The sequence below is a fragment of the Streptomyces sp. MAI_2237 genome, from assembly GCF_054189285.1.
In genome coordinates this window covers 2,953,945-2,980,934 of record NZ_JAJPGQ010000003.1, presented here as the reverse complement: position 1 = coordinate 2,980,934, position 26,990 = coordinate 2,953,945, and the positions used below count along the sequence as shown (strand labels likewise).

22 protein-coding genes and 4 pseudogenes are annotated in these 26,990 nt (G+C 74.2%); 14 read left to right on the top strand and 12 right to left on the bottom strand.

The genetic code is table 11. The annotated features are described in order from the left end of the window. The first annotated feature begins 108 nt into the window (after positions 1-108). The 3 genes from LN251_RS24090 to LN251_RS24080 are packed head-to-tail and all read left to right on the top strand — an operon-like array spanning position 109 to position 3,313. A complete protein-coding gene (locus LN251_RS24090; RefSeq protein ID WP_458246196.1) occupies positions 109-798 on the top strand; it encodes a response regulator transcription factor in 690 nt (229 codons plus the stop codon). Continuing rightward, on the top strand, positions 795-2,255 hold the full coding sequence (locus tag LN251_RS24085) for a sensor histidine kinase (protein WP_458246195.1): 1,461 nt from the start codon (positions 795-797) through the stop codon (positions 2,253-2,255). The genes LN251_RS24090 and LN251_RS24085 overlap by 4 nt, the downstream gene beginning before the upstream one ends. Before the next feature lie 53 nt (positions 2,256-2,308). Continuing rightward, positions 2,309-3,313, top strand: coding sequence for an NAD-dependent epimerase/dehydratase family protein (locus LN251_RS24080; RefSeq protein WP_458246194.1), 1,005 nt, complete (start codon positions 2,309-2,311; stop codon positions 3,311-3,313). A 290-nt stretch (positions 3,314-3,603) separates the two neighbouring features. On the opposite strand, the gene LN251_RS24075 is transcribed toward LN251_RS24080, so the two are convergent. Beyond that, entirely contained in the window at positions 3,604-4,716 is a 1,113-nt protein-coding gene (locus LN251_RS24075) for a sensor histidine kinase (protein WP_404157085.1), read from the bottom strand. Positions 4,717-4,718: 2 nt separating this feature from the next. Continuing rightward, positions 4,719-5,432 (bottom strand): response regulator transcription factor, encoded by a 714-nt coding sequence (locus tag LN251_RS24070; protein ID WP_458246193.1) that lies wholly within the window; start codon positions 5,430-5,432, stop codon positions 4,719-4,721. Between the two features lie 183 nt (positions 5,433-5,615). On the opposite strand from LN251_RS24070, the gene LN251_RS24065 reads away from it, so the two are divergent. The 3 genes from LN251_RS24065 to LN251_RS24055 are packed head-to-tail and all read left to right on the top strand — an operon-like array spanning position 5,616 to position 7,731. After that, the gene (locus tag LN251_RS24065) at positions 5,616-6,347 is read left to right on the top strand and encodes a glycosyltransferase family 2 protein (RefSeq protein WP_458246192.1); all 732 of its coding nucleotides are present in this window, start codon (positions 5,616-5,618) and stop codon (positions 6,345-6,347) included. Beyond that, the gene (locus tag LN251_RS24060; protein WP_458246191.1) at positions 6,344-6,961 is read left to right on the top strand and encodes a TIGR04282 family arsenosugar biosynthesis glycosyltransferase; all 618 of its coding nucleotides are present in this window, start codon (positions 6,344-6,346) and stop codon (positions 6,959-6,961) included. Before LN251_RS24065 ends, LN251_RS24060 begins: the two co-directional genes overlap by 4 nt. After that, a complete protein-coding gene (locus tag LN251_RS24055) occupies positions 6,958-7,731 on the top strand; it encodes a class I SAM-dependent methyltransferase (protein WP_458246190.1) in 774 nt (257 codons plus the stop codon). The genes LN251_RS24060 and LN251_RS24055 overlap by 4 nt, the downstream gene beginning before the upstream one ends. A 343-nt stretch (positions 7,732-8,074) precedes the next feature. Here LN251_RS24055 and LN251_RS24050 read toward each other — a convergent pair whose 3' ends face one another. Next, positions 8,075-9,340 carry a molybdopterin-dependent oxidoreductase gene (locus LN251_RS24050; protein WP_458246189.1) on the bottom strand — a complete coding sequence of 422 codons (1,266 nt, stop codon included), beginning with the start codon at positions 9,338-9,340 and terminating at the stop codon, positions 8,075-8,077. A gap of 114 nt (positions 9,341-9,454) precedes the next feature. Between LN251_RS24050 and LN251_RS24045 the strand changes: the two are divergent. Continuing rightward, positions 9,455-10,808 (top strand): annotated as a pseudogene (locus tag LN251_RS24045) (hypothetical protein). Between the two features lie 3 nt (positions 10,809-10,811). Here the strand turns inward: LN251_RS24045 and LN251_RS24040 are convergent. The 3 genes from LN251_RS24040 to LN251_RS24030 all read right to left on the bottom strand — a co-directional run bounded on the left by LN251_RS24040 (position 10,812) and on the right by LN251_RS24030 (position 14,642). Further along, entirely contained in the window at positions 10,812-12,524 is a 1,713-nt protein-coding gene (locus LN251_RS24040) for an ATP-binding SpoIIE family protein phosphatase (protein ID WP_458246785.1), read from the bottom strand. Positions 12,525-12,678: 154 nt separating this feature from the next. Beyond that, positions 12,679-13,464 (bottom strand): GAF domain-containing protein, encoded by a 786-nt coding sequence (locus LN251_RS24035; RefSeq protein ID WP_458246784.1) that lies wholly within the window; start codon positions 13,462-13,464, stop codon positions 12,679-12,681. A gap of 413 nt (positions 13,465-13,877) precedes the next feature. Then, positions 13,878-14,642: a sugar isomerase domain-containing protein gene (locus LN251_RS24030; RefSeq protein ID WP_458246188.1), complete on the bottom strand. Its 765-nt coding sequence runs from the start codon at positions 14,640-14,642 to the stop codon at positions 13,878-13,880. 170 nt (positions 14,643-14,812) lie between these two features. Between LN251_RS24030 and LN251_RS24025 the strand changes: the two genes are divergently transcribed. Then, the gene (locus tag LN251_RS24025; RefSeq protein ID WP_458246187.1) at positions 14,813-15,697 is read left to right on the top strand and encodes a MurR/RpiR family transcriptional regulator; all 885 of its coding nucleotides are present in this window, start codon (positions 14,813-14,815) and stop codon (positions 15,695-15,697) included. Positions 15,698-16,133: 436 nt separating this feature from the next. Here the strand turns inward: LN251_RS24025 and LN251_RS24020 are convergent, their stop codons facing one another. Next, the gene (locus tag LN251_RS24020) at positions 16,134-17,156 is read right to left on the bottom strand and encodes an N-acetylglucosamine kinase (RefSeq protein WP_458246186.1); all 1,023 of its coding nucleotides are present in this window, start codon (positions 17,154-17,156) and stop codon (positions 16,134-16,136) included. Between the two features lie 92 nt (positions 17,157-17,248). On the opposite strand from LN251_RS24020, the pseudogene LN251_RS24015 reads away from it, so the two are divergent. Then, a pseudogene (locus LN251_RS24015) lies at positions 17,249-18,351 on the top strand (glycoside hydrolase 5 family protein). 10 nt (positions 18,352-18,361) lie between these two features. Here the strand turns inward: LN251_RS24015 and LN251_RS24010 are convergent. Further along, a complete protein-coding gene (locus LN251_RS24010; protein WP_458246185.1) occupies positions 18,362-19,852 on the bottom strand; it encodes a glycoside hydrolase family 3 N-terminal domain-containing protein in 1,491 nt (496 codons plus the stop codon). Positions 19,853-20,195: 343 nt separating this feature from the next. Between LN251_RS24010 and LN251_RS24005 the strand changes: the two are divergent. Next, positions 20,196-20,428: pseudogene (locus tag LN251_RS24005) on the top strand (UPF0104 family protein); the annotation flags it as partial. A gap of 129 nt (positions 20,429-20,557) precedes the next feature. Then, positions 20,558-21,284: pseudogene (locus tag LN251_RS24000) on the top strand (lysylphosphatidylglycerol synthase transmembrane domain-containing protein); the annotation flags it as partial. A gap of 39 nt (positions 21,285-21,323) precedes the next feature. Here LN251_RS24000 and msrB read toward each other — a convergent pair. The 4 genes from msrB to LN251_RS23980 all read right to left on the bottom strand — a co-directional run bounded on the left by msrB (position 21,324) and on the right by LN251_RS23980 (position 24,623). Next, positions 21,324-21,731: a peptide-methionine (R)-S-oxide reductase MsrB gene (gene msrB / locus LN251_RS23995; RefSeq protein WP_058922403.1), complete on the bottom strand. Its 408-nt coding sequence runs from the start codon at positions 21,729-21,731 to the stop codon at positions 21,324-21,326. 13 nt (positions 21,732-21,744) lie between these two features. After that, positions 21,745-23,133, bottom strand: coding sequence for a UDP-N-acetylmuramate--L-alanine ligase (murC, locus tag LN251_RS23990; RefSeq protein WP_458246184.1), 1,389 nt, complete (start codon positions 23,131-23,133; stop codon positions 21,745-21,747). A gap of 75 nt (positions 23,134-23,208) precedes the next feature. Continuing rightward, a complete protein-coding gene (locus LN251_RS23985) occupies positions 23,209-23,664 on the bottom strand; it encodes an indole-3-glycerol phosphate synthase (protein WP_404157125.1) in 456 nt (151 codons plus the stop codon). Between the two features lie 152 nt (positions 23,665-23,816). Continuing rightward, positions 23,817-24,623 carry a pyrimidine reductase family protein gene (locus LN251_RS23980; protein ID WP_458246183.1) on the bottom strand — a complete coding sequence of 269 codons (807 nt, stop codon included), beginning with the start codon at positions 24,621-24,623 and terminating at the stop codon, positions 23,817-23,819. Between the two features lie 37 nt (positions 24,624-24,660). Here LN251_RS23980 and zapE point away from each other — a divergent pair, with 37 nt between their 5' ends. The 3 genes from zapE (at position 24,661) to LN251_RS23965 (ending at position 26,983) form a co-directional block, all read left to right on the top strand. Beyond that, positions 24,661-25,767: a cell division protein ZapE gene (zapE, locus tag LN251_RS23975; protein ID WP_458246182.1), complete on the top strand. Its 1,107-nt coding sequence runs from the start codon at positions 24,661-24,663 to the stop codon at positions 25,765-25,767. Between the two features lie 154 nt (positions 25,768-25,921). After that, positions 25,922-26,314 (top strand): hypothetical protein, encoded by a 393-nt coding sequence (locus tag LN251_RS23970; RefSeq protein WP_458246181.1) that lies wholly within the window; start codon positions 25,922-25,924, stop codon positions 26,312-26,314. A gap of 90 nt (positions 26,315-26,404) precedes the next feature. Further along, the gene (locus LN251_RS23965; RefSeq protein ID WP_458246180.1) at positions 26,405-26,983 is read left to right on the top strand and encodes a carbonic anhydrase; all 579 of its coding nucleotides are present in this window, start codon (positions 26,405-26,407) and stop codon (positions 26,981-26,983) included. The last annotated feature ends 7 nt before the right edge of the window (positions 26,984-26,990 follow it).

Below are 26,990 nucleotides of genomic sequence, written 5' to 3'. Positions count from 1 at the left end.
TGGCGGGAGCTGTCGAAAACCTGTCGGACAACTGACAACTGCCTATCGATGTGCCCGCCGTGAGCCGCGGGACACGGCGGCGCCGGTGGTGTGCCGCAGTATGAGCGGGTGGAAAAAGTACGCCTCCTCGTCGTCGACGACGACCCGCCCATCGCCGATCTCGTCGCGACCGTCGCCCGCTACGAGGGCTGGGACGCGGTGACCGCGAACTCCGGCGAGGAGGCGCTGAGGCTGGCCGGCACGTTCCACCCGGACATCGTGGTGCTCGACCTCATGCTGCCGGACGTGGACGGCTTCGGCGTCCTGGACCGGCTGCGGCGGTCGGGCACGATGGTGCCGGTGGTGTTCCTGACCGCGCGGGACGGGGTCGCCGACCGGGTGGCGGGGCTGACCCGCGGCGGGGACGACTACCTGGTCAAGCCGTTCGCCGTGGAGGAGTTGATGGCCCGGCTGCGGACGGTGCTGCGGCGCAGCACCGGGCCCGGCTTCCAGCGCTCGGTGCTGCGGGTGGCGGACCTGACGATGGACGAGGACACCCGCGAGGTCCGCCGCGGCGGGAAGCTGCTGACGCTGACGCCCACCGAGTACGAGGTGCTGCGCTTCCTGATGCGCAAGTCGCCGACCGTGATGACGAAGGCGCAGATCCTCGACCACGTCTGGGAGTACGGCTTCGGGGGCCGCTCGAACGTCGTCGAGCTGGTCGTCAGCAGGCTGCGCCGCAAGCTGGACGACACGGGTGAGCCGCTGATCCACACGGTCCGGGGTTTCGGGTACGTCGTGCGGCGGGCCGCCGAGTGATCGGCCGGCTCCTGCGGTCGTACCGGCGGCTGCGGCTCGGCACCCGGCTGGCACTGGGGCTCGGGGCGCTGGCGCTGGTGGTGTTCGCGGTGGTCGGCACGGCCCTGACGACGTACATGCGGGACTACCTGTCCAACCAGCTCGACGACCAGCTGGGGCTCGCCCAGGTCGCCCAGTCCAAGAGCATCGCGGAGAACGGCACCCTGGCGGGCAAGAAGTACTACCGCTGGTACTACGCGGTGTACGACGTCTCGGACGGCCGGGCCGTGCTGCGCAAGCCCGAGGAGAGCGGCGACCTGCCCGCCGACATCGCGCCCCTCACGTCCCTGGCCGCGGCGCAGCTCACCTCGCACACGGAGACCCTGCGCACCGCGCACCTCGCGGGCCAGGGCGAGTACCGGCTGCGGGCCTGCGAGGTCGAGCCCGGGGTGGTGCTGGTCAGCGGGGCGCCGATGGACGACATCGACGCGACGGTACGGCGGCTGATCACCGTCCAGGTGGTGGCGTTCGGGCTGGCGCTGGCGGCGCTGGTGGTGTTCGGCCGGCGGATGCTGCGCCGCGGGCTCAACCCGCTGAGCGACATGGCGCACACCGCGCACGGCATCGCCTCGCACGACCTGACCGAGTCGGCGGCCCGGCTGCCGCTGCGCGCGGACGAGCGGGGCGGCGGCCCGGAGGTGGAGGAGCTGCGCACGGCCTTCAACACCATGCTGGAGCACATCGACCACTCGCTGGCGGTGCGCGCGGAGGCCGAGCAGCGGCTGCGCCGGTTCGTCGCGGACGCCTCGCACGAGCTGCGCACTCCCCTGATGTCGGTCCGGGGCTACGCGGACCTGTTCCAGTACGCGGCCGCCAACGCGCCCGAGGAACGCGAGCGGCATCTGGCCCGGCTGCGCGCCGAGGCGGCCCGGATGGGCGTCCTCCTGGACGACCTGCTGCTGCTCGCCCGGCTGGACGCGGCGGAGGTGGACGCGCCACTGCGGCCGCAGGACACGGACCTGGTGGCGCTGGTGGAGGAGGCGGCCGCCGCGTTCCGGGCGAGCCGTCCGCAACGCCCCCTGGCCGTGCGGACCGGCCCGGGCCCGCTGAAACTGCGTCTGGACCCGCACCGCGTCCGGCAGGTGCTGGACAACCTGCTGACCAACGCCGCCGTGCACACCCCGCCCGGCACGCCGGTGTCGGTCGAGGTGGCGCGGGAGGGGGACACGGCCGTGGTCCGGGTGGAGGACGCCGGCCCCGGCATTCCGCCCGAGGACCGCGAGCGGGTCTTCGACCGCTTCTACCGCGTCGACAAGGCCCGCAGCCGCGACCGCGGCGGCAGCGGCCTGGGCCTGTCGGTCGCGAGCGCCCTGGTCCGCGCCCACGGTGGCACGATCGGGCTGGACGGCGAGCCGGGGGCGACGGTGTTCACCGTGCGGCTGCCCGCGCGGGACGGGGAAGGTCTTACGGAGCGATGACGTGACGGCCACGCCCGGTCCGCCGGGGCCGCTCGCCGCCCTACGTTGAACGCATGCGTGTACTGGTCACCGGCGGTGCCGGGTTCATCGGGTCCCATGTCGTGACGGCACTGGACGCCCACGGGCACGAGCCCGTCGTCTACGACACCCGTGCCGAGCCCCCGTCCGACGTGCGGGATCCCTACGCCCTGGAGCGCGCCCTCGCCGGCGTGGACGCGGTCTGCCACCAGGCGGCCATGGTCGGTCTCGGCACCGGCTTCTCGGACGCGGCGGAGTACGTCTCCCGCAACGACCTCGGCACGGCGGTGCTGCTCACCGCGATGGCCGAGGCGGGCGTACGGCGGCTGGTGGTGGCCGGTTCGATGGTGGTGTACGGGGAGGGGCGGTACAAGTGCGCGCGGCACGGCGTCGTACGGCCCGGTCCGCGTGCCGTCGACGACCTCGACGCGGGCCGCTTCGAGCCGCCGTGCCCTGTGTGCGGCGCCGAGCTGACGCCGGGGCTGGTCGGCGAGGACGCTCCGGTCGATCCGCGCAACGTGTACGCGACGACCAAGCTGGCCCAGGAGCACCTGGCGGCCGCCTGGGCCCGCGCCACCGGCGGCACGGCGGTGGCGCTGCGCTACCACAACGTCTACGGTCCGGGCATGCCCCGCGACACCCCGTACGCCGGGGTCGCCTCCTTCTTCCGCTCGGCGCTGGCCCGCGGCGAGGCGCCCACCGTGTACGAGGACGGGCGCCAGCGGCGGGACTTCGTGCACGTGCGGGACGTGGCCGAGGCCAACGTGGCGGCGCTGGAGGCCGGTTCGGCCGACGGCACGCTGACCGCGTACAACACCGGCAGCGGCGAACCGCACACGGTCGGGGAGATGGCCCGGGCCCTGGCCTCCGCGTACGGCGGCCCCGACCCGGTCGTCACCGGCGAGTACCGCCTGGGCGACGTCCGCCACATCACAGCCGACTCGACCCGCCTCCGAACAGACCTGGGCTGGAAGCCCCAGCTCTCCTTCACGGAGGGCATGGAGGAGTTCGCCCGAGCGGGGATGCGGGGGGCGCCCTAGGCGGGGGCGCCTCCTGGCGCGGGACGCCTGCCGGCGCGGGACGCCGCCAAGGCGGGGCGCGGAAGGCGCCGGACGCCGGGGCGGGAGCGCCGGAGCAAGCGGCGCCGGGCGCCGGAGGCGAAAAGCCTCGCCGGGCGAGCGACGCCCGACACCAGGGGTGAAAGCCCCGCGGGTCGAGCGGCGCCCGACGCCGGGGGTGAAAGCCCCGCGGGCCGAGTGGCGCTCGGCGCCGGGGCGGAAGCCTCGTGGGGTGTGAGGGCCCCGTATGAGCTGGTGGTGTTGCCCGTCTATCAGGAAGCGGCGGCGGGCAGCACCACCTCGAAGCGGCAGCCGCCGGGGACGTTGCGGACGGTGGCCGTGCCCTGGTGGGCCTCCACGATGCCGCGGACGATGGCGAGGCCGAGTCCCGCGCCGGCGGGGGGAGTCCGGGCGTGGGTGCCGCGCCAGCCGGTGTCGAAGACCCGCGGCAGGTCCTCCTCGGGGATGCCGCCGCAGCCGTCGGTGACGGACAGCACGACGCCCTCCTCGCGCAGCTCCGAGGACACGGCGACGGTCCCGTCCGCCGGCGTCCGGCGGATCGCGTTGACCAGCAGGTTGCCCAGGACCCGGCTCATCTCCTTGCCGTCCACCTCGACCGGCACGGCCGTCACCCCGTCGCCGACCAGCCGCACCCCGTGCTCGCGGGCGAGCGGATCGGCGCCCGCGAGGGCGTCGCCGACGAGGTCGTACAAGGAGATCCGGCTCGGGCTCAGCGCCAGCGCGCCCGCGTGGATGCGGGACAGCTCGAAGAGGTCGCCGACCATGTCGTTGAGGCGTTCGACCTCGGTGCGCATCTGCCGCAGGTAGCGGGGCGGGTCGGCGGCGACGCCGTCCTCCAGGGCCTCGGACATGGCGCGCAGGCCCGCCAGCGGGGTACGCAGGTCGTGGGAGATCCAGGCGACCAGCTCGCGCCGCGAGGACTCCAGGGCGCGCTCGCGGTCCCTGGACTCGGCCAGCTTGGCGCTGGTGGCCTCCAACTCCCTGCTGAGAGCGGCGAGTTCGGCGGTGGCGGGCCCGTCGGGCGAGGTGAAGTCACCGCCGTCGCCGAAGGAGCGGGCGGCGAGCGTGAGGGCACGGCTGCGGGCCGCGACCCAGCGGCCGAGGAGGACGGCGGTGGCGAGGGAGACCACGGCGGCCATCGCGACGACGGTCGTGACCACCTTCAGGTCGTGCCCGGACAGGAACATGGCCTGCGCGACCGCGAGCGTGCCCGCGAACATGGCGGTGATGCCGACGCCCGCGACGACGCCGAGGTGCAGGGCGAGCGAGCGGCGCCGGATGAGCAGCAGGACACCGGCGCCGAGCAGCCCGGCCACGGCGGCGCCGAGGAAGGCGAACAGGGCGATGAGCAGGTTGGCGCGCACGGTCAGGCCCCCTGGTCCGCGGCGTCGAAGCGGTAGCCGACGCCCCACACGGTCTGGATCAGGCGGGGCCGGGCCGGATCGTCCTCCACCTTGCCGCGCAGCCGCCGCACATGGACGGTCACGGTCGACAGGTCGCCGAAGTCCCAGCCCCACACCTCGCGCATCAGGTCCTCGCGGCTGAAGACCCGGCCGGGATTGCGCAGGAAGAAGGCGAGAAGGTCGAACTCACGGATGGTGAGGGCGAGTTCGGTGCCGCCCTTGAGGGCGCGGCGAGCGGAGGGGTCGACCGAGAGGCCGGCCGCGCGCAGGGCGGCGGAGGGCTGGGAGGGCCGGGTGCGGCGCAGCACGGACTCCACGCGGAGCACCAGTTCGCGCGGGCTGAAGGGCTTGGTGACGTAGTCGTCGGCGCCGACCTCCAGGCCGAGGATGCGGTCGTCCTCGTCGCCGCGGGCGGTGAGCATGATGACCGGCACGGGGCCGCGGCCGCGCATGCGCCGGCACACCTCCAGGCCGTCCATGCCGGGCAGCATCAGGTCGAGGACGACGAGGTCCGGCCAGTGGGCCTCGGCCCGGGCGAGGGCGTCGGGGCCGTCACCGGCCCGGTCGACGACGTATCCGGCCCGGTCGAGATAGCCGGTGACGACCTCGGCGACGGTGGGGTCGTCGTCGACGACGAGGACCCGGGCCCCGCCCCACCCGTGTTGCTGCAGTTCCATGCAGCCAGCCTCGCATCCCCCGCCCCGGGCCGCGCCACCACCGGCCGAACGTCCGACTTCCGTAAGAAACCCCCGGCCCGCGAACGACCTCGCGCGGCGGGCAACTCGCCACCTCCGCACGCCCGTCGACGTCCGTGTTTCGTAAGAAGCCCGCGCCCTTTTTGTCCGTTTCGTGATCGTAGGGTGAGAGCCGTGACGAGTCCATCCTCCGCAGCACCCCCGACGACGTCCGTGGACGTCGTCCTTCCCTGTCTCGACGAGGCCGAGGCCCTCCCCTGGGTACTGGAACGCATCCCGCCCGGCTGGCGCGCCCTCGTGGTCGACAACGGTTCCACGGACGGGTCGGCCGACGTCGCCCGGGCCCTCGGCGCGAGCGTCGTACGCGAGGAACGCCGGGGCTTCGGCGCCGCCTGCCATGCGGGTCTGGCCGCCGCCACGGCCGACGTCGTCTGCTTCTGCGACTGCGACGCCTCCCTCGACCCGGCCGGCCTGGTGCCCTTCGTGCGCCGGATCGCCGCGGGCGAGGCCGACCTGGTCCTCGGCAGGCGCCGCCCCGCGAGCCGCGGCACCTGGCCCGCGCACGCCCGCGCCGGCAACCTCGCCGTCACCCGGCTGCTGCGCCGCCGCACTGGCGTCCGCCTGCACGACCTGGGCCCGCTGCGCGCCGCCCGGCGCGAGGCCCTGCTCGGCCTCGGCCTCACCGACCGGCGCAGCGGCTACCCCCTGCAGATGGTCGTCCGCGCCGCCGACGCCGGCTGGCGCATCGCCGAGTACGACGTCCCCTACCTCCCGCGCACCGGCGCCTCGAAGGTGACCGGCACCTGGCGCGGCACCTGGCAGGCGGTGCGGGACATGAGCCGGGTGCTGTCCGAGCCGCCCGTGGCACCCCGCGTACCGGAAGGAACCTGCCCGTGACGCCCCCGGTCACCCTGCTCGTCATCGCCAAGGAGCCCCGCCCCGGCCGGGTCAAGACCAGGCTGACGCCGCCGTTCACCCCCCAGGAGGCCGCGGGGCTGGCCGAGGCGGCGCTCGCCGACACGCTGGACGTGGTCGCGCGCACGCCGGCCCGCCGCCGCGTACTCGTCCTGGAAGGCGAGCCCGGCCCCTGGCTGCCGCCCGGCTTCGACGTCGTACGGCAGTGCCCGGGCGGTCTGGACGAGCGGCTGGCCGCTGCCTTCGCGCAGTGCGACGGCCCGGCCCTCCTCGTCGGCATGGACACCCCCCAGGTCACCCCCGCCCTCCTCACCGTCGACTTCGCCGGCTGCGACGCGTACTTCGGTCCCGCCGCGGACGGCGGCTTCTGGGCCCTGGGCCTGGCCGAACCGGACCCCGGGCTGCTGCGGGGCGTGCCGATGTCGACGCCGTTCACCGGCGCCGCCCAGCGCGCCCGCCTGAACGGCCTGCGCGTGCGGGACCTGCCGGAGCTGCGGGACGTGGACACCGCCGACGACGCGGACCTGGTCGCGAAGGCGGCGCCGGAGGGGCGCTTCGCCACCGAACTGGCGCGCCTGGCTCCGGTGGGCCGATGAGCGGCGTACGGGAGGCGACCGGAGTCCGGATCGGTCGCCAGCCGGACAGCGCGCGGGAGTCCGCAAGCTGGTCCAACGACCCCTACTCCCGTGCCCTGCGCACCGGCCGGGGCCCGCTGTTCCTGCGGCGCGCCGACGGCTGGCTGCTGCCGCTGGACGTGGAGCGGTGGTGTGCGGAGGCCGACGCCGTCGATCTGCAGGTGCTGCGGCGCTGCGAGGGCGCCGTGCTGGACGTCGGCTGCGGACCGGGCCGCCTGGTCGCCGCGCTGGGCGCCCTCGGCCGGCCGGTGCTCGGCATCGACGTGAGCGCGGCGGCCGTCGCGCGCACGAACCGCCTCGGCGGTCAGGCCCTGCGCCGCTCCGTCTTCGAGTCCCTGCCCGGCGAGGGCCGCTGGGGCACCGCGCTGCTGATCGACGGCAACGTGGGCATCGGCGGCGAGCCGGTCGCACTGCTCGACCGGATGTCCCAACTCCTGTCCGCCGACGGTCTGCTGATCGTCGAGACGGTGCCCGGGACGGATGTCGACGAGCGGGTGCGGGTGCGGGTCACCGACGCCAGGGGGGCCGTCGGGAGCCCGTTCCCCTGGGCGCGGATCGGCACGCCGGCCCTGCTGCGCCTCGCGGAGCGCGCGGGCTGGCGTGCCGTCGATCAGTGGGCGGCCGGCGGCCGCTGCTTCGTCGCCCTGCGCCGGCGTGACGCCCGCAGCGCGAACAGCAGCGCCGAGCCGCCGAACAGCGCCGCGGTCACCAGCAGCCAGCGGGCCGGATAGCCGTCCGAGGACAGTGCGGTGGCGTGGCCGTAACGGCCCGCCACCTGCCCGCTGATCAGCGGGAACCACACGAGCAGGAGCAGCAGCGACAGCGCGGCGGGCACGCGCACGTAGGCCACCGCCCGCCGCCCGCGCGCTCCGGCGCCCTTCACCAGGGCGCGGTCCGCCGCCGCGTACAGCGGAAGCAGCACCAGGTCGTGCAGGAGCGCCGCGCCCACGACCCACAGCGCGACGCCGAACCAGTCGCCGTCCAGCAGGCGCACGCCCGCATAGGCGGCGAGCGCGAACGAGCAGACGAGCAGCAGGAGTTGGAGCGGGCTGCCGAGGACGATCCTGGGGCGCATCACAGGTCTCCGAAGGTCAGTTCGGCCACCCACTTGGTGTTGAGCACACCGGGTGCCGCGGGCACGATGATCCGCGCCGGGTGGCCGTGGTCGGGGGTGAGGTCCTCGCCGTTGACGGACAGGGCGAGCAGGGAGCGGGGGTCGGCGACCTGGTTGGCCCGCAGGGCGGCCCGGCGGAAGGCGCCGTGCCGTTGCAGCGACTCGACGAGGACGTCCGGCGGATCGGTGTCATGGCCGACGAGCGCGGCGAGGTCCCGCAGCCGTACGCCACGCCACCACTGGTCGGAGGTCGACCAGCCCTCGACGCAGGCGATGGGCAACGCAGCGCTGTGCAGGGGCAGGTGAAGCAGCTCGGCCCGGCTGAGCCGGACGGTTCCGCCGCGCCCCCGCACCACCAGCCGCCAGGCGTCGCCGGCGGTCTCGGCGGGGCGGATCCCGGCGTAGGCGGCGGTCTTGTTGATCTGGAAGCCGCCGGGTCCGGAGCCCGGGTCGCGGCGGCCGTGCGGGGCGAAGAGCGCCGTCCAGCGCAGTGCGTCGGAGCTCTGCCCGGCCGTGGTGGCGAACAGCAGAAGCGAGCCGCCGCCGACCAGGCCGAGCGCACCGCGCCGGGAGACGGTCTCCGGGTCCGGGTCCGGGGCGGTCAGCCCGGTCGGCTCGGCGCGCTCGGCGCCCTCCGCCGGCTCGGCCCGCTCCTCCCGCATGCGCCGCAGATTGCGCAGGGCGGCCGGCGTCTTCAGCACGGCGTGGGCGACGAACGCGGCGAAGAAGATCCAGGCGCCGTAGAAGTGCAGCGGGTAGAAGGAGCCGGGGAAGACGTAGTCCAGCTGGACGTTGAGCACGCCGGTGACGAACTCGAACAGGCCGCCGCCGACGAGCAGCAGCAGGGAGAGGCGTTCCAGGGCGTGGGCCAGGGAGCGGGCGGGCGGCAGCGTGAACAGCCTGGGCACGACCGACCACAGCTTGGCCAGCAGGACGGGGATCAGGGTGATGCCGAGGGTGACGTGCACGCCCTGGGTGAGCCGGTACAGCCAGTGCGGGTGGGTCGGCCAGGCGAAGAGGTAGAAGCCGAGGACGCCCTTGTCCGGCGTCTTGTCGTTCACCGGGGACAGGCCCGGGTTGTACGCGGCGTAGGACAGCAGCCCGGTCACGAACAGCACGGTGATCCCGACGAGCAGGACGACACCGAGCACCGAGGTGAGCCAGGGGCCCCGCAGCGGGCTGCGCCAGAAGCGGGGGGAGAAGGGAGAGAAACGCGACGGTTCCATGCCCCGACCGTAGGTCCGCGCGCCCCCGGGAAGGGGCTCGCGAACCATGACGAAACTCTGACGTCCGCGCATGTCAGCGCTCCGGACGGCGCCGCGCGCCCTAGCGTCGTCGGCGTGTCCCCACCTCCTCCGCACCCTCCCCGCCGTGCGCTGCGCCGCGATCTGTACGCCGTCGCGGCGGCCGCGCTCCTCGTCCTGGCGGCGGTGACGATCGGCACCGCGATCGAGCATCGTGACGGCTCGCTCCGCGTCGGCTGGCCGCCGCTCCTGGCGACCTGGGACCCGCACGTGGGCCCCGGCACCCCGGCCGCGCTCGCCGTGGCGGTCGCGGCCGTCGCCTACGGCCCGGCGCTCGCCGCCCGCCTCCCCTGGCGTGCCGTGCTCCTGGCCGGGTGGGGCGCGTCCCTGGCCTGGACGTGGTCGCTCGCGCTCGTCGACGGCTGGTTCCGGGGCGTCGCCGAGCAGTTGACGACCCGCAACGAGTACCTGCGGGTGATCGACCGCTTCCACGACATCCCGCGCGCCTTGCGGGACTTCGACCACCACATCCTGATCGACGCGCCCGCCAACTGGCCCGCCCATGTCGCCGGCCACCCGCCGGGCGCCACCCTCACCTTCGTCCTCCTCGACCACGCGGGGCCTGCGCGGCGGCGGCTGGGCGGGCGCGTTCGTGATCACGGTCGGTACGACCGCCGCGGTGGCGGTCCTGATCACCCTGCGGGCGCTCGCCGACGAGCAACGCGCCCGTCGCGCCGCGCCGTTCCTGGTGCTGATGCCGGGTGCGGTGTGGGTGGGCACGTCGGCCGACGGGTACTTCACCGCGGTCGCCGCCTGGGCGGTGGCGTTCCTGGCGCTGGCGGTCACCGGCCGCCGTCCGGCCGCGGCCGGCTTCGCCTCGGGCCTGCTGTTCGGGCTGACCGCCTATCTGTCCTACGGCCTCACCCTGTTCGCGCTGCTCGCGGCGGCCGTCCTGCTCCTCGGCCACCGCCGCACCCGCCCCCTGCCCTTCCTCCTCGCCGGACTCGTCATCGTCCCGGTCGTGTTCACCGCGCTGGGCTTCGACTGGTGGGAGGCGTACCGCCTGTTGGTCACCCGCTACCGCCAAGGAGCGGGCGGGGTAAGGCCGTACGGCTACTGGGTGTGGGCCAACCTGGCCTGCACGGTGTTCATCGTCGGCCCGGCGACGGTGGCGGGCCTGCGCCGTACGTGGGTGTCGCGCGCCGATGCCCTCGGCGGCACGTGGGTGTCGCGTGCCGATCCCCTCGGCACGCTCGTGGCCGCCGCACTCCTCGCCGTGCTGGTCGCCGACCTGTCCGGGATGAGCAAGGCGGAGACGGAGCGCATCTGGCTGCCGTTCGCGCTCTGGCTGCTTCCGGCGTGCGCGGCGCTGCCCCGGCCGCGCGTCTGGCTCGCGGCCCAGGCGGTGCTGGCGCTGCTCGTCAACCACCTGCTGCTGACGGGCTGGTGAGCCTCAGGGCAGCGGCTGTTCCGTCCAGATCACCTTGCCCTCCGGCGTGTACCGGGTGCCCCATCGCTCGGTGAGCCGGGCGGCCAGGAACAGCCCGCGGCCGCCCTCGTCCTCGTTGCGGGCCCGGCGCAGGCGGGGGGAGGTGCCGGAGCGGTCGGAGACCTCGCAGATCAGCGCGCGGTCGCGCAACAGGCGCAGCTGGACGGGGCCGTGGGCGTGCCGGATGGCGTTGGTGACCAGTTCGCTGACGACCAGTTCGGTGGTGAAGGCGAGGTCGTCCAGCCCCCAGGCGGTGAGCTGTTCGGTGGCGGCGGTGCGGGCGCGGGAGACGACCGCGGGGTCGCTGGGCAGGTCCCACTGGGCGACCCGGTCCGGGCCGAGGACATGGGTGCGGGCTACGAGGAGGGCCACGTCGTCCGTCGGCCGGGCCGGCAGCAGGGCGTCGAGGACGGCCTCGCAGGTCTCCTCCGGGGCCCGTTCGGGAACGGCCAGGACGGCGCGCAGCCGGTCCAGTCCGGCGTCGATGTCCCGGAGCCGGTCCTCCACCAACCCGTCGGTGTAGAGCACCAGTTGGCTGCCCTCGGCCAGCTCCAGCTCGACGGTCTCGAAGGGCATGCCGCCCAGGCCCAGGGGCGCACCGGCGGGCAGGTCCACGAACTCGACGGTGCCGTCCGGCCGTACCACCGCGGGCAGGGGGTGCCCGGCGCGGGTGAGGGTGCAGCGCCGGGACACCGGATCGTAGACGGCGTAGAGGCAGGTCGCCCCGACGATGCCGGAGTCGGCCGGGCCGCCCTCCACCGCCCAGCTCTCGCCCCGGTCCAGGCGCCCGGCGAGGTCGTCGAGGTGGGTGAGGAGTTCGTCGGGCGGCAGGTCCAGGGCGCAGAAGTTGTGCACGGCGGTGCGCAGCCGGCCCATGGTGGCGGCCGCGTGCAGGCCGTGCCCGACGACGTCCCCGACGACCAGCGCCACCCGGGCGCCGGACAGCGGGATCACGTCGAACCAGTCGCCGCCCACGCCCGCCTGCGCGGGCAGGTAGCGGTGGGCGACCTCGACGGCGCTCTGCTCCGGCCGCCCCCTGGGCAGCAGGCTGCGCTGCAACGTGAGGGCGGTGTGGTGCTCGCGGGTGTAGCGGCGGGCGTTGTCGATGCAGATCGCCGCGCGGCTCGTCAGCTCCTGGGCGAGGGAGAGGTCGTCGTCCTCGAAGGGGGCGGGCTTCTCTGACCGGTAGAAGGAGACCGCGCCGAGGGTCGCGCCGCGGGCCCGGAGCGGCACGGTGATCAGGGAGTGTATGCCGGCCGCGAGGGCCCGCTCCAGCCGCGAGGGGTCCTGCGCCCGCCAGCCGCCCGAGTCCGAGAGCACGGGTTCCAGCACGGCCCGTCCGCTCTCCAGGCAGCGGGCCTGCGGCGTGGACGCCACGTACGCGACGGCGTCGCCCACGGACCACAGATGGGACTCCTCGTGCACGGCGCCCAGGGCCACCCGGCGCAGCCGGGTCTTCGCCCCGAGCGGTCCGGGCTCCTCGCCCCGCAGCACCGCGTCGGGCAGGTCCACGGCGACGAAGTCGGCGAACCGGGGGACGGTCACCTCCGTCAGTTCCTCGGCGGTGCGCGCCACGTCGAGGGTGGTGCCGATGCGCACCCCGGCCTCGTGCAGCAGCTCCAGCCGCCTGCGCGCGAGCACGGCCAGCCGCCCGACGCCGGGCTCCCCCACCAGCAGCAGCCGGCTGCCGCCACCGCCGAGGATGTCCCCGACGGTCTCGGGAGGAGCGGTGGCAGAGGGAGTGGGTGGTACGGACGTGGTGACCAGACGTGCGGACACGGCGGGCGCCTTGGGCGCGCGCATCTCGCCACGGACGCCGGTACCAGCACTGTCACGCACGCTGGTACCGACACCGGCACCAGCACCAGCACCAGCACCAGCACCAGCACCAGCACCCGACAACGGTCCTGCGCCGGCGTCCGTGTCCGGTGCGGCCGCCGTCCCGCCCAGCCCCGTCACTCGCGTCCCGCCGGAGACACGGGCCTCGACCGCCACTCCCAACTCGCCGTCCGCACCGCGGACCAGGCGCCGCAGCAGGGTGGCCACCCGGCCGCCCGGCAGCGCGACCTCGTCCAGCGTCCGGCGCGGGGAGGCGAGCAGTTCCTCGGCGCGTTCCCGCAGGAACGCGAGGTCGATGCGGCCCAGTGCGACCCCGTCCCCGTCGCCGCGCTCGTCCCGCCGCCCCATGCCGCCCGGTGCCGGCCCGGCCCGCCGGTACGCGGCGAGCAGCGCCCGTTCGCGTCGCGTCGCCTGCTCCAGCATCCGGGGCCTCGATGTCGCGGGCGGCCTCGCGGACCAGCCGCACCATGGTGGGGTCGCCGTCGTCCCGCAGACAGGTCAGGTCCAGGACGGCCTCGATGCGCCCGCTGAGCGGATCGCGCACGGGGGCGCCCGCGCAGGCGAAGGGCTGCAGGCAGTCGGCGAAGTGCTCGCGGCCGACCACGTAGACGGGGCCGCGTTCGGCGAGGGCGGTGCCGATGCCGTTGGTGCCGACCACCGGCTCGGAGGCGTCGAAACCGGGGGCGAAGCTGACCGCGTCGAGCCGGTCGCGCAGCCGCCGGTCGCCGCCGAACCGCCGCACCATGCGCCCCCGGGCGTCGCACAGCGCGACGGCCATGCCCACGTCGGCCAGCGAGGCGGTCAGCGTCCGCAGCACCGGCTCGGCCGCCCGCAGGAGCCGCTCGTCCATACGCACGTCGGGCGCGTAGGGGACGAGGAGCCGGTCCGGTTCGAGCCCCGCGGAGCGGCACCGCTTCCAGGACTCGAGCACGGGGCCCCGTACGTCCGCCTCGACGAGCGCACCGGCCAGGAATCGTTCATGGGCATCGACGAGCCCGCCGATGTCGTCCCAGGGGACGGACAACGAGATCACTTCCCTCGCCCGGAGCCGGTCCGGTCGCGCGCCGCCGATCGGCGCGCCCCGGCGGGGCCTCCAAGCGCTTTCACCCTAGACCTGGTGTGACCCACGCCACAACACCGACACTTGTGGGGCGGGACCCCCACGGGGAGGGAGGAAGGCCGCTCACCCGGCTAACCGGCGGTGCGCCTGATCCGGCCGGCGTACCGCTTCTCCAGTTCCAGGTTGCCCTCGAAGCCGCCGGGCACGTTGGCCGAGACGTACACCGGCGGCCGCTCCCCGGCGTCGAGCAGCATCCTGGACGCCTCGGCCACCGCCATCTGCACCAGCATCACACCGGTCAGGGTGGACAGCGCGCACACCGAGCCGCCGTCGGGCAGTTCCAGCAGCGCGTCCCCGCGCGGCGCCCGGTTGTCGAGCACGACGTCGGCGATGTCGGCGAGCTTCCTGCCACTGGCGTGTCCGGCCGGGACGGCCCGGGTGTGGCTGAGCGAGGTGATGGCCAGCAGCGGGTGCCCGTGCTCCTTGGCGAGCAGCGCCGTCTCCACGACGACGTTGTTGACGCCCGAGTTGGAGATGATCACGAACAGGTCCTGGGGGCGTGGCGCGGCGAGGCCGTACAGCCGCTCGGCCACCCCCGCCCTGCGCTCCAGGAGCGGGTCGTCGAGGACAGCGGGGTCCTCGCCGCCGTAGAGCACGAGGTCGGCGATGCTCAGGCGGTTGGTGGGCACCAACCCGCCCGCGCGTCCGGCGAGTTCGAGGACGATGGCCTGGGAGTGGCCGGTGCCGAAGGCCTGGATCACGCCCTCGGAGCGCACGCAGTCGGCGATGAGCCCGGCGGCGCCCGCGACCTCCTCACGCCCGGAGGCGGTGATCCGCGTCAGGACGGCCAGGCTCTCCCGCGCGAAGCCCTCGGCGCTCACAGACTCGACGGACACGCGACACTCCCCACTGGTGGATCGAACCACCCTGTACTACCCGCTGGTGAATCAATAGATCACACGGCCGGGGCGGCGGGCAACGAGCCAGCGTGAACCACGTGATCGGGGCCTTGATCCGGTCCTGGTATTCACATCATGCCCTCAGGGGTGGCTGATACCTTCTCCTCATGCCCTCGACGGACGTCACCACACTGATCCGCACCGAGCTGCCGCGGCTGGCCGGCTCCCTGAGGAAGGTCGGCGAGCTGATCCTGGCGGACCCCGCGGCCGTCACCCACTGCTCGGCCGCCGAGCTGGGCCGCCGCACCGGGACCTCGCAGGCGACGGTGACCCGCTTCTGCCGGGCGATCGGCCTCGACTCCTACCAGCACCTGCTGATCGAGCTGGCGCAGGAGCGCGGCCGGGGCGAGGCGTCCGACTGGGGTTCCGCCGAGATCATCTCCGAGATCTCGCCGGACGACAGCCTGGAGAAGGTCGTCCAGATCGTCGGCAGCGCGGACCTGCGCGCGATCCAGCAGACCGTCGACCGCATCGACCTGGACGCACTGGAGCGCTCGGCCCAGGCGCTGGCCAAGGCCCGCCGCATCGACGTGTACGGCGTCGGCGGCAGCGGCGCGGTGGCGCAGGAGACGGAGACCCGGCTGTTCCGCATCGGCTGCGCGGTGCGCGGCTGGACCGAGGTGCACGGGGCGGCCACCTCCGCGGCCCTGCTCACCCCGGCCGACGTGGCGATCGGGATCTCCCACTCCGGCGCGACCCGCGAGACCCTGGAGCCGTTCGAGATGGCCCGCGAGCGCGGCGCCACGGCCGTCGCCATCACCACCGACCCGCGTTCGCCGCTGGCCCGGGCCGCCGACGTCCGGCTGATCTCGGCCGCCTCGGAGACCAGCTTCCGCACCGGCAGCATCGGCGGCCGGCACTCGGTCCTGATGATCGTCGACTGTCTGTACGTCCGCGTCGCCCAGCTCTCCTACCAGCGCGCGAGCGCCTCCCTGGCGCTCACCGACCACATCACGCCGCAGCACGCGGTGAAGTCGCGCCGGACGAGGTGAGCCCTCGCGCGTCCTTCGCACCCTCCGCGTCGCATGGATGAACCACCAGTGAGACGTAAAGATGGTTGCCCGGGCCGGTCACCGGAGTTGGTGACGTCGACGGTAACGAGTACGGCGGCTACGTCGACGAGAGCGCCGAGCCGCGCCACGTCTTCTGCCACGGGCTGTCGTACACGGCCTCCCACTACGGGCCGCCCCGCCTCGACGGCCGTACCGTCTGTCCTTGTGGTTGTAGAACACGGGGCGTTGGGCCGCCGAACGTGGGAGGGACACGGGCAGCCGGCGGGCCGGTTCGGCCCGCCCGAGCAGCACCTCGGCGATCGCCTCGAACCCCCAGCTCTCCCGCAGCAGTGTCGCGGTAGCGGGGGCCGTCCTCGGGCGCGCGGGTGGCCGCGGGCTGGGGAGTCGGCATGAGGCCGGTCCTCTCGGGGTGCGGTCAGAGGGAGAGACGGGCGAGGGACACCGCTCCCGCGCAGCCGTCGGTGACCCGGTCGAGGGTGAGGCCGAGGGCGGTCAGGCGGATGGTGAGGGGGGCGGTCAGCGGGCCGTCGGGGCCGAGCAGGCCGCCGGTGACGACGAGTCGCTCCCCCGGCAGTGGCGCCAACGCCCGCACGGCGTCGGCCAGATGGTCGGCCGCCCGGTCGAGGATCTGCTGCGCGAGGGTGTCCCGCTCCCGGGCCGCCTCGGCCACCAGCGGAGCCAGCCGCGCGAGCCGGGTCGGCGCCTCGGCCATGACGACGGGCAGCAGATGCGCCCGGTAGGCCTCGCGCGCGGCCCGCGTCCAGTCGCCGTTCGACGGCTCGTCCGCCCCGGAACAGGCGGACGAGCCGTCGGCGCCGCGACGGCCCACGGAACCGCTCCCCGGCAGCACCCGTGCCGGCAGCCCCAGCGCCTGTCCCACCGCTCGCGCCAGCACCGTCCCGCCGCCCCGCCCGTCGGCCATCCGCAGCGCGGCCCGCACCGCCTCGCGGCCGATCCAGAAGCCGCTGCCGTCGTCGCCGAGGAGCCAGCCGTCGCCGTCGACGGTGAACGCGCAGCGGCGGTCGGCGATGCGCATCGCGACCGCGCCCGTGCCGGCGACCAGGGCCAGCCCGTCGGCCGGTGCGCCGGGCGCGGAGGCGAAGGCGGCCTCGATGTCGCTGCTGACGGTGAGCCGTTCGGTGGCGATATCCAGCCGGCGCAGGGCGGTCGTGAGGGCGGTCAGGGCGTTGCGCCGCCCGGGGTCGGCCTCGTCGGCGCCCGTGGCGCCCGCGAAACCGCCGGCCACGGCGGCGACGGCGCCTCGCGCGGACTCCGGCACGGCGCGGGCGACGGCCTGGGCGAGGTGCTCGGTGAGCCGGGGCAGCGGGACGGTCAGGGCGTTGCCCGGACCGGCGGCGCCCTCGCCGAGGGTGCGGCCGTCGGCGGCGTCGGCCAGCACGGCACGGGTGCGGGTGCCGCCGGCGTCGAGGCCGACCACCAGCGCTCGCGCCCCGCTCGAAGCTTCTGCCGGGCCCGGCTCCGGTGCCGCCCCACCCACAGCTTGGTTCAAATCGCTATTCATTACCGGCCATGGTGGTTGATACATTCAACGAGGACAAGACCCGTCCCCTGACGGACGCGCTCCGTTCCGGGGACCGGCCCCGGCCCGAGGAGGATCCCATCCCCGCAGTCCGCTTCGGCGTCAACCACACGCCCCGCCGCGGCTGGTTCCACTCCTGGCACGACTTCGACCCGGAACACGCCCGCGAGGACCTCGCCCGGACGCCCGCACTCGGCCTCGACCACATCCGGGTCTTCCACCTGTGGCCGCTGCTCCAGCCCAACCGCACCCTCATCCGCACGGCCGCCGTCGACCAGCTCCTGCGCCTGGTGGACCTGGCGGCCGAGACCGGCCTCGACGTCATGGCCGACGGCGTCCAGGGCCATCTGTCGAGCTTCGACTTCTACCCCGAGTGGACCCGCGGCCGGCACCACCGCGACGCCTTCACCGACCCCGAGGCGATCGAGGCCCAGGCACGGCTGCTGCGCACCCTCGGCCACGCCCTGGCCGACCGCCCGAACCTCATCGGCCTGCAGCTCGGCAACGAGCTCAACAACCTGGTCGAGCACAACCCGGTGACACCGGCGGAGGTGGACCACTACCTCGACACGCTGCTGGCGGCGGCCCGCGAGGGGCTGCGCGAAAGCCGGCTGGCCACCCATTCCGTGTACGACGCGGCCTGGTACGGCGACGACCACCCGTTCACCCCCGAGGCCTCGGCCCGCAAGGGCGATGTGACGACCGTCCACCCGTGGGTGTTCTCGGCGAACTGCGCCCGCCGCTAGGGCCCCCGCTCCTTCGAGGTGCTGCACCTCGCCGAGTACGGCACGGAGCTCGCCGAGGCGTACGCCGACGCCCCCTCCCGCCCGGTCCGGGTCCAGGAGACCGGCGCCCCGGAACCCCACATCCCGGCCGCCGACGCCCCGCACCTCGCCCGCGCCACCCTCCTCAACGCGGCCGAGTGCGCGCGCCCGTGGGGCGTGACGTGGTGGTGCTCCCACGACGTGGACTTCGAGGCGTGGACGCGGCTGCGTGCGGAGGGCGGCCGTCCGGCGGTGGTGCTCGCCGACGGGCGGACGACGCCGGTCACTTGGCGGCGCGGGGCATCGACAGGATCGTACGGCTGCCCTGACGGGCCGACCTCAGACGCCGGCCAGCACCTCGGCCACGGCCCGCAGGTTGACCCGTCCCCGCCCGTAGGAGCAGAGGGCGCCGCCCTCCGGCAGCCCGGTGTCCACCCGCATCGCGTCCGGACGCCGGGCCAGCAGGGCGTCGCGCAGCCGGGCCTGCCAGGGGTGCAGCCCGGCGTCGCACGTGGCCACGACCAGCGGCGCCCTGGCCGAGATGCGCAGGATGCCGTCGGCGAGGGCGGCGGGGTCGGCCGGCTCCCCACTGACCGCGGTGCCGCCCGCCGTGGGGTCGGCCTGCCGCAGCTCGCTCAGCAGGTCCTCGCCGCCCCAGTTGAGGGCGGGATGCGGCGGCGGGAAGAGGTCGACGAGGTGGGCGCCGGGCACCGGGGACGGCACGCCCCGGGCCCGTACCGCGCGGCGGGCCGCCTCCGCGCCGGCCCCGGCGTCCCAGGCGGCGACCGGTCCGGCGACCGGCTTCGCGTACCGCTCGGCGAGCCGCCGCACCCGGCCGGCCGCCTCCATGATCCGCTCCTCGGTCAGCCGGCCCGAGCGCACCGCGTCCAGGACCTCGTCGCGGCAGCCGAGCGAGACCTCCAGGTCCGGTACGGCCACGACGACCTGGTCCGCGCCCGCGGCGAGCGCGATCCGGGCGCCGGCCGCCTCGCCGTAACGGTCGGCGATCGCCTTCATCTCCAGCGCGTCACTGACCAGGACGCCTTCGAAACCGAGGTCGAGGCGGAGGATGTCGCCGAGGATGCGGCGGCTGAGGGTGGCGGGGCGGTTGGTGTCGAGCGCCGGGTAGACGACGTGGGCGCTCATCAGCATCGGCACACCGGCGGCGACGGCCGCGCGGAACGGTTCGAGATCGGTGAGCAGTTCGCCGTACGGCCGCGGGTCGACGGCGATGTCGTGGTGGCTGTCGGTCTCGGTGCCGCCGTGGCCGGGGAAGTGCTTGGCGCAGGAGGCGATGGACCGGGCCTCGGTGGCGGCGATCCAGGCCCGCAGGTGGCGGGCGGCGAGTTCGGGGTCGGCGCCGAAGGAGCGGGTGCGCACGAGGGGGTTACGCGCATGGTGCTGGAGGTCGGCGACGGGGGCGTAGGAGGCGGTGACGCCGAGGGTGGCGAGGTGACCGGCGAGGGCGTCCGCGCAGCGGGCGGTGAGGTTCGGGTCGTCGACGACGCCGAGGGCGTAGGAGCCGGGGACGTCGGGGGCGCCCGCGGTGACCAGGTGGCCGATGCCGCCGCCCTCGTTGTCGATCGCGACGAGCAGGTCGGGCCGGATCGCCCGCAGTGCGTCGGTCAGCTCGCGGACCTGCTCCGCGTCGCGGACGTTGCGGGTGAAGAGGATGACTCCGCCGAGCCCGCGGTCGATGAGCCGCTTGAGGGTGTCGGGGAAGGTCGTGGTGCCTTCGAAACCGGCGACGAGGCAGCGGTGCACCGCCTCGTCCAGCTCGGAGGAGACGGGAGACGGGGGCTGGGTCTCGAAGATGTGCGCGGAGCTCACCTCTAGAATTCTTCTGACTCAATCATCCAGAAGTCAACCCTTAATTGGATGATTGATTCACGGGGCGGGCCGTCCTCGGCCAGTGTCCCCCCTGTCCGCCATGTCCGCCATGTCTGCGGCGTCGCTGATTCGCCCGCCCCGCTCAGGCTCCCGGACACCACCCCGTCACGCCGGGAGGGAACGGTCCCGCCGTCCCCTCCGCCTCGCCCCCGCCACGCCCCGTGCCGCGCCGCGGTCCGGGGCCGACGTGAAAGGACGACGTGCGCCGTGCCCCCACCGCCGCTCGACGAACCCCGCGGACTGCTCGCCACCCCCGCCCTCGCTCCGGCCGCCGTCTTCCCCGTTGCCCTCACCGGCCTCCTCCCCGCCCCCCGCCGCCTGCTCCGCCGCCTGCTCGTCCTGCTGCCCCCTGTCCTGCTCGGGGTCTGGGCGGCGGTGGACTGGCGGACCGTGTCCGACGGCACCGTGCGGCTCGGGTCCGCCGACCCGGGGTGGATGCTGGCCGCGCTGTTCTTCACCTGTCTGACCTGGCTGCCGGCCGCGTGCGTACGGCAGGGTGCGCTGCCCGAGCGGCTCCGACGGGGCATCTGATCGCCTCGCAGTTCGCCGCCGGCGCCGCCGACCACGTCCTGCCGACGAGCCTCGGAGCCCACGCCGTCACCCTGCGCTTCCTGCGCGGCCAGGGCGTCCCGCTCGCCCGCGCGACCGCCTCGGCTGCTGATCGCCTCGCAGTTCGCCGCCGGCGCCGCCGACCACGTCCTGCCGACGAGCCTCGGAGCCCACGCCGTCACCCTGCGCTTCCTGCGCGGCCAGGGCGTCCCGCTCGCCCGCGCGACCGCCTCACTGGCCCTCTGCTCGCTGGTGCGGCCGGTCGCGAAGACGCTGGTGCTGCTCGCCTTCCTGATGACCTCGCCCGGCTGCTGCGCCTCGGCGCCCTCCTGCCGGACGGCCGCACGTCGACGCTGGTCGGGTCGGGGGTGCTGCTGGCCGGGGTGACGAGCGTCGTGCCGGCGACGACCGTGCCGCCCCTGCGGCGCCCGGTCCTTGAGTGCGCCCGTGCCGCGCTGACGGACGTACGGGCGCTGCACCGCCGTCCCGCCCGGGTTCTCGCCCCGTGGGGCGGCGCGGCGGCGGCACCCGTGCTCCAGGCGACGGTGATCTTCTGTGTGGGGGCCGCGCTGGGTCTGCCGCTGACCTGGGCGCAGGTCGCCTTCGGGTTCCTGGCCGCCAGCACCGCGGTCGGTTCCGTCCCGGCCCACGGCGGCATCGGCCCGTCGACGCGGCCCGGGTGTTCACGCTCTCCGGCGCGTACGGCGCCCCCGTGGAGCCGGCCACGACGGCGGTGATCGGCTACCGCGTCCTGACGGTCTGGCTGCCGCTGCTGCCGGGCGCGCTGCTGCTGTCGGTGCTGGCGCAGCGCAAGGTGCCGTGAGCCGGCGGCGGGGTCGGCACCCGGCCGCCGGCCGTGATCTCAGCTCTCGTCCGGCGTCAGCCGCAGCGAGATGGAGTTGATGCAGTACCGCTGGTCCGTGGGCGTGGGATACCCCTCACCCTCGAACACGTGCCCGAGATGTGATCCGCAGCGCGCGCAGCGCACCTCGGTCCGCACCATCCCGTGCGAGCGGTCCTCGATGAGCTCGACCGCGTCGGAGTCCTTCGGGTCGTAGAAGGACGGCCAGCCGCAGTGCGACTCGAACTTGGTGGTGGACGTGAACAGTTCGGCGCCGCAGGCCCGGCAGGAGTAGACGCCCTTGGTCTTGGCGTCGGTGTACTCACCGGTGAACGCCGGCTCCGTGGCGGCCTGCCGCAGGACCGCGTACTCGGCCGGGGTCAGCTCCGCACGCCACTGCTCGTCCGGCTTTTCGACGTCGTACGACATGAAGCTCAGCCCCTTACTTGGCGAGACGGTCCAGAATGCGCGGGCCGAGGTCGGTGACATCGCCCGCGCCCATGGTGAGAACGAGATCACCGGCCTTCGCCATTCCCGCCACCGCCGCCGGCACCTCGTCCTTGTCGTGGACCGCCGTCACGTCCGCGCCCGCGGCCCGCGCGGCCTCGATGATCAGCTCGCTCGTCACCCCGGGGATCGGGTCCTCGCGGGCCGGGTAGATGTCGAGGACCACGGAGGCGTCCGCGAGGGCGAGCGCCTGCCCCATCTCCTTGCCGAGCTCCTGCGTCCGCGAGAACAGGTGGGGCTGGAAGACGACCAGGATGCGGGAGCCGCCTGCGGCCGCGCGCATGGCCTCCAGGTCGGCCGCCATCTCGGTCGGGTGGTGGGCGTAGGAGTCGATCACCTGGACGCCGGCCGCCTCGCCCTTGAGCTGTAGCCGCCGCTTCACACCGGTGTACGCGGCCAGCGCGGGCGCCAGCTCGGCGGCCGGGACGCCCAGTGCGACGCCGGCGGCGAGGGCGGCCACGGCGTTGTGCGCGTAGTGCCGGCCGGGCACGGAGACCGTGAAGGTCAGCTCCTCGCCGCCGAGCAGGACGGTGACCTCGCTCTTGAGTCCCTGCGCCCGTACCGCCAGCACGCGGACGTCGGCGTCCTCGGCGTCGCCGTACGTCACGGTCCGCACCGAACCGGCCAGCCGCCGGGTCAGCTCCCGCGCGCCCTCGTGATCGGCGTTGATCACCAGCGTGCCGCCGGGCACGATCCGTCCGGCGAACGTCTCGAAGGACTCGTAGATCTCGTCCATGGACGCGTAGTTGGCGTGGTGGTCGAGCTCCACGTTGAGGACGATGGCGACCTCGGGCGCGTACTTGTGGAAGCTGCGGTCCGATTCGTCCGCCTCGGCGACGAAGATCTCGCCCTCGCCGTGCAGCGCGTTGGAACCGGGGGCGTCCAGGTCGCCGCCGATCGCGTACGACGGGTCGAGGCCGAGCTCGGAGAGGGAGACCGCCAGCATCGAGGTGGTGGTCGTCTTGCCGTGCGTACCGGCGACGGCGAGCGGACGCAGGTTCTCCATCAGCGCGGCGAGCGCGTCGGACCGGTGGACGACCGGGACGCCCAGCTCGGCCGCGCGGGCCAGCTCCGGGTTGTCCTCGCGGATCGCCGACGACACGACGACACAGCTCGCGTCGTCGGCGAGGTGCCCGGCCGCATGCCCGATGTGCACGGTCACGCCCAGCGCCCGCAGCGCCGCGGCGGTCTCGGAGTCCTTGGCGTCGCTGCCGGCGACCTTCGCCCCGCGCTGCGCCAGGATCTTCGCGATCCCCGACATCCCGGCGCCGCCGATGCCGATGAAGTGCGGTCGGTCCATGGCGAGGGGAAGGCCGGGTGCCATGCGGTGTCTCCTGGGGTACGGCGGACTGTGAGCCACCCAACCCTATGGCACCCGTCCCGGCGGGCGGGTGAGGCCTCAGGCCTTGCTGTGCGAGAACAGCTTCAGCACCGGCACCCCCACCTTGTGGCGCGCCCTCGACGCCCAGTCGCGGTGGAAGAACTCCTCCACGTAGTGCGGGTCGGTGAGCACGATCACCTCGTCCGCGTTCACCTCGTCGACCAGGGTCTTCAGGGCGTCCAGCGGGTGGTCCTCGATCAGCCGGCCCTCGGCCTCGCTGCCCGAGACCCGCAGCGCCTGCAGGGAGACCTCCAGGGCCCGCTCACCGAAGGGCCGCGCGGCCTCGCCCTCGGGGACCTCGTGTTCCCGGGCGGCCTCGTCCAGCTCGCCCAGCGCCACGTCGTCGATCGCCCGCAGCAGGCGGTCCGCCTGATCGCCGCGGGGCTGGAGCAGCACATGGAAGAGCACCTGTTCGTCCCCGTGCAAGCCGGTGACGAACTCCACATCTGCGGACGTCAGGGCCTTCTCGATCATCAATACGCTTGTGAACAACGGGGCGCCCCTTCTGCGGAAACCATCCTGCCCCGTCGTGTCACGGGGACTGCGAAAATCAGTGTGCCCGCCGGAACCAAAGCGGAACGGTAGATTCCACTGTTTCCGGGACCATCGGCACCGCTGAACCAATATCAGGTGCGCTGGTAGCGCCCGTACAGGAACCCCTCTTCCTCCAAGAGGGAGACCAGCGCGAAACGTTGCGGAACCGGAACCGACGGACCGCCCGCGATGCGCTGGGCGTCGCCGGCCGTGAGCATCGGCGACACGGTCACGCAGAGCTCGTCCAGCACGCCCGCGGCCACCAGCTGGCCCAGCAGCCGCGGCCCGCCCTCGGTCAGCAGCCGGGTGTGGCCCAGCTCGGCGAGGGCCCGCACGGCGCGGTCGGGTTCGACCCCCATGCCGTCGCCGGCGATCAGCACGCGCGCCCCGGCCTTCTCCGCCGCCACCACCCGCTCCGGAGCGGCCGCGGCGCCGGTCAGGACCAGGGTGGGCACCAGCGGCGAGGCGAACAGCGGCAGCGAGAAGTCCAGGTCCAGGCTGGCGGTGACCACGGCGATCGCGGGCGCCGGCGCCTGACCGGCCGCCGTGCGCGCGGCCGCGAACTCCGCACGCGCGCGGGCGGGCCGGTACCCCTCCTGACGGACGGTTTCCGCACCGACGACCACGACATCGGCCAGCGCCCGCAGCGTCCCGAAGATCCGCATGTCGGTCGCGTTGGAGATCGGCTGCGACTTCCCGTCGTGCTGCGCCGCCCCGTCGAGCGTGGAGACCATGTTGGCCCGCAGCCACGGCACCCGCTGCCCGCCGGCCGACGGCTCGGGGTAGGCGTAGGCGGTGGCGAGTTCGGCGAGGCTCCACTCGCGGTCGTCCGGGTCGCCGGCACGTCCGCCGGAGGCCGTCGGCACTGTCTGGTCGGTCACAGGGAACAGGCGTCGCATGTCGTGCAGTGTTCCACGACGCTTAGCATGGGTAACCGTGTCGTCCATGCCTTCCGCTCCCGGTATCGATGCGATAGCCGACGCGGCCCCGCTGTCCCTGTGCGCCCGTGAGCCGCACGTCCCCGCGGACCGCCTGGTGGCCGAGATGGTGCCGCCGCCGCGCTTCGACTCGGTGCGCTTCAGCACGTACATCCCGGACCCGAACCAGCCCAGCCAGACCGAGGCGGTGCGGGTCCTGGAGGGCTTCGCGGCCGGGCTCGGCGGAGCGCACGCGGTCGGCGGCGGCAAGCGCGGCTTCCTCGGCCTCGGCAGGCCCAGGGCGCCCAAGGCGCCGGCCGGCCCCCGCGGGGTCTACCTCGACGGCGGCTACGGCGTCGGCAAGACCCACCTGCTCGCCTCCCTGTGGCACGCCACCCCGGCGGAGCCCGCGCTGAAGGCGTTCGGCACCTTCGTGGAGCTGACCAACCTGGTCGGCGCCCTCGGCTTCCAGAAGACGGTGCAGACCCTCTCCGGCCACCGGCTGCTGTGCATCGACGAGTTCGAGCTCGACGACCCGGGCGACACCGTCCTGGTCTCCACCCTGCTGGGCAAGCTGGTCGAGGCGGGCGTCGCCCTGGCCGCCACCTCCAACACCCTGCCCGGCAAGCTCGGCGAAGGCCGCTTCGCGGCGGCCGACTTCCTGCGCGAGATCCAGGGCCTGTCCGCCCGCTTCCGCACCCTGCGCATCGACGGCGAGGACTACCGCCACCGCGGTCTGCCCGCGGCACCGGCGCCGTACGCGGAGGAGCAGGTGACGCAGGCCGCCCACGCCACCGCGGGCGCCTCGCTCGACGACTTCCCGCGACTTCTCGGCCATCTGGCCAGGGTCCACCCCAGCCGCTACGGCGCCCTGACCGACGGCCTGAGGGCGGTCTGCCTCACCGGTGTCGAGCCGGTGCCCGACCAGTCGACGGCGCTGCGGCTCGTCGTGCTCGCGGACCGGCTCTACGACCGCGAGGTACCCGTCGTGGCCTCGGGGCTGGCCTTCGACCGGCTGTTCAGCGAGGAGATGCTGAACGGCGGTTACCGCAAGAAGTACTTCCGGGCGATCTCCCGGCTCACGTCCCTGGCCCGGGACGGCGCGCGGCTCGTCGCGACCGACTAGATCACGCCACCCCAGCAGCGCATTTCAGGCTCTCTTCCACTGGAAACGTCGCGTTAACCCTGCAAACAACTTTGCAGGGTTAACGTGTTTCTTGACCGGTAGTTGACCATCCCTTGGTCGACGCAAAAGCCGTGGTGCGCGGGGAGGGAGGGGCATGTTCCGAGGCAGGACGCGTTCGGCCGCGGTGGCCCTGTTCGCCGCACTCCTGCTCGCCCTCCAGTTCTTCGCGCCGACCGCCTCCTTCGCAGCCGCGCACACGGCCCGTCACGCACTGGCCAAGGATCTGCCCGGAACCAACCCCTCCGGCAAGGCGCTGCGTGACGAGTCGGCGACGGTCCGCCACTGCGATCCCTCCGGTGGCCCCACCGGTCCCCTGCGCACCCGCGACCGTCACCCGAGCACCGGCTGCGCCTCCGAGGAGCCCGAGCGCCGGCCTTTGGCCGACGGCCCGGCGTCCGGCCACGAACCGGTCGCGCTGCGCGCCCTTCGTCTGTCGAGACCCTCGACATCCCCCTCTCCGGCGGCACTTCAGGTCTTCCGCTGCTGAGAGAGCCGAGCAGAACAGAGCAGTTCCCCCACCCTGTCCTGCCCACACCGACGCGCCCCCCACGGCGCGCCAGGAGGAGACGCCACCATCATGCAGCCCCTCATCGACAACGCCCGTACGTTCGGACAGCGCCCTGAGGAGTTCGCCGGACTCGCCGAAGGCCAGTCCCCGCAGGTGCTGTTCATCACCTGCTCCGACTCCAGGGTCGTGCCGGCCCTGATCACCGGCGCCCGCCCGGGCGAGCTCTTCGAGCTGCGCACCGCGGGCAACATCGTGCCCCCGTACGCCTCCGAGCACCCCACCAGCGAGGCCTGCACCATCGAATACGCCGTGGAGGTCCTCGGCGTCCGCGACATCGTGGTCTGCGGACACTCGCACTGCGGCGCCGTCGGCGCCCTGGTGCGCGGCGACGACCTGGACGCCGTACCGGCGGTGCGCGACTGGCTCGCCCACGCCACCCCGCGCCCCTCGGGCGCGGCCGAGGACCCGACCGTCGCCGAGGGGGTCCAGAGCCACGTCCTGACGCAGCTGCTGCGGCTGCGCTCGTACCCCTACATCGACAAGAAGCTGACGGACGGCGACCTCACCCTGCACGCCTGGTTCTACGAGGTCCACACCGGCGCCGTCCTGGCGCACGACCCCGCCGCCGACGCCTTCAAGGCCCTGTGAGCCGGCG

Bases quoted from the DNA above. Each gene is read 5' to 3' on its own strand.
- LN251_RS23970 (WP_458246181.1), top strand. From the start codon at position 25,922: ATGTTCCGAGGCAGGACGCGTTCGGCCGCGGTGGCCCTGTTCGCCGCA.
- LN251_RS24050 (WP_458246189.1), bottom strand. From the start codon at position 9,340: ATGGAACCGTCGCGTTTCTCTCCCTTCTCCCCCCGCTTCTGGCGCAGC.
- LN251_RS24070 (WP_458246193.1), bottom strand. From the start codon at position 5,432: ATGGAACTGCAGCAACACGGGTGGGGCGGGGCCCGGGTCCTCGTCGTC.
- LN251_RS24025 (WP_458246187.1), top strand. From the start codon at position 14,813: ATGCCCTCGACGGACGTCACCACACTGATCCGCACCGAGCTGCCGCGG.
- LN251_RS24080 (WP_458246194.1), top strand. From the start codon at position 2,309: ATGCGTGTACTGGTCACCGGCGGTGCCGGGTTCATCGGGTCCCATGTC.
- LN251_RS24055 (WP_458246190.1), top strand. From the start codon at position 6,958: ATGAGCGGCGTACGGGAGGCGACCGGAGTCCGGATCGGTCGCCAGCCG.
- LN251_RS23980 (WP_458246183.1), bottom strand. From the start codon at position 24,623: ATGCGACGCCTGTTCCCTGTGACCGACCAGACAGTGCCGACGGCCTCC.
- LN251_RS24035 (WP_458246784.1), bottom strand. From the start codon at position 13,464: ATGGCCGTCGCGCTGTGCGACGCCCGGGGGCGCATGGTGCGGCGGTTC.
- msrB (WP_058922403.1), bottom strand. From the start codon at position 21,731: ATGTCGTACGACGTCGAAAAGCCGGACGAGCAGTGGCGTGCGGAGCTG.
- murC (WP_458246184.1), bottom strand. From the start codon at position 23,133: ATGGCACCCGGCCTTCCCCTCGCCATGGACCGACCGCACTTCATCGGC.
- LN251_RS23965 (WP_458246180.1), top strand. From the start codon at position 26,405: ATGCAGCCCCTCATCGACAACGCCCGTACGTTCGGACAGCGCCCTGAG.
- LN251_RS23985 (WP_404157125.1), bottom strand. From the start codon at position 23,664: ATGATCGAGAAGGCCCTGACGTCCGCAGATGTGGAGTTCGTCACCGGC.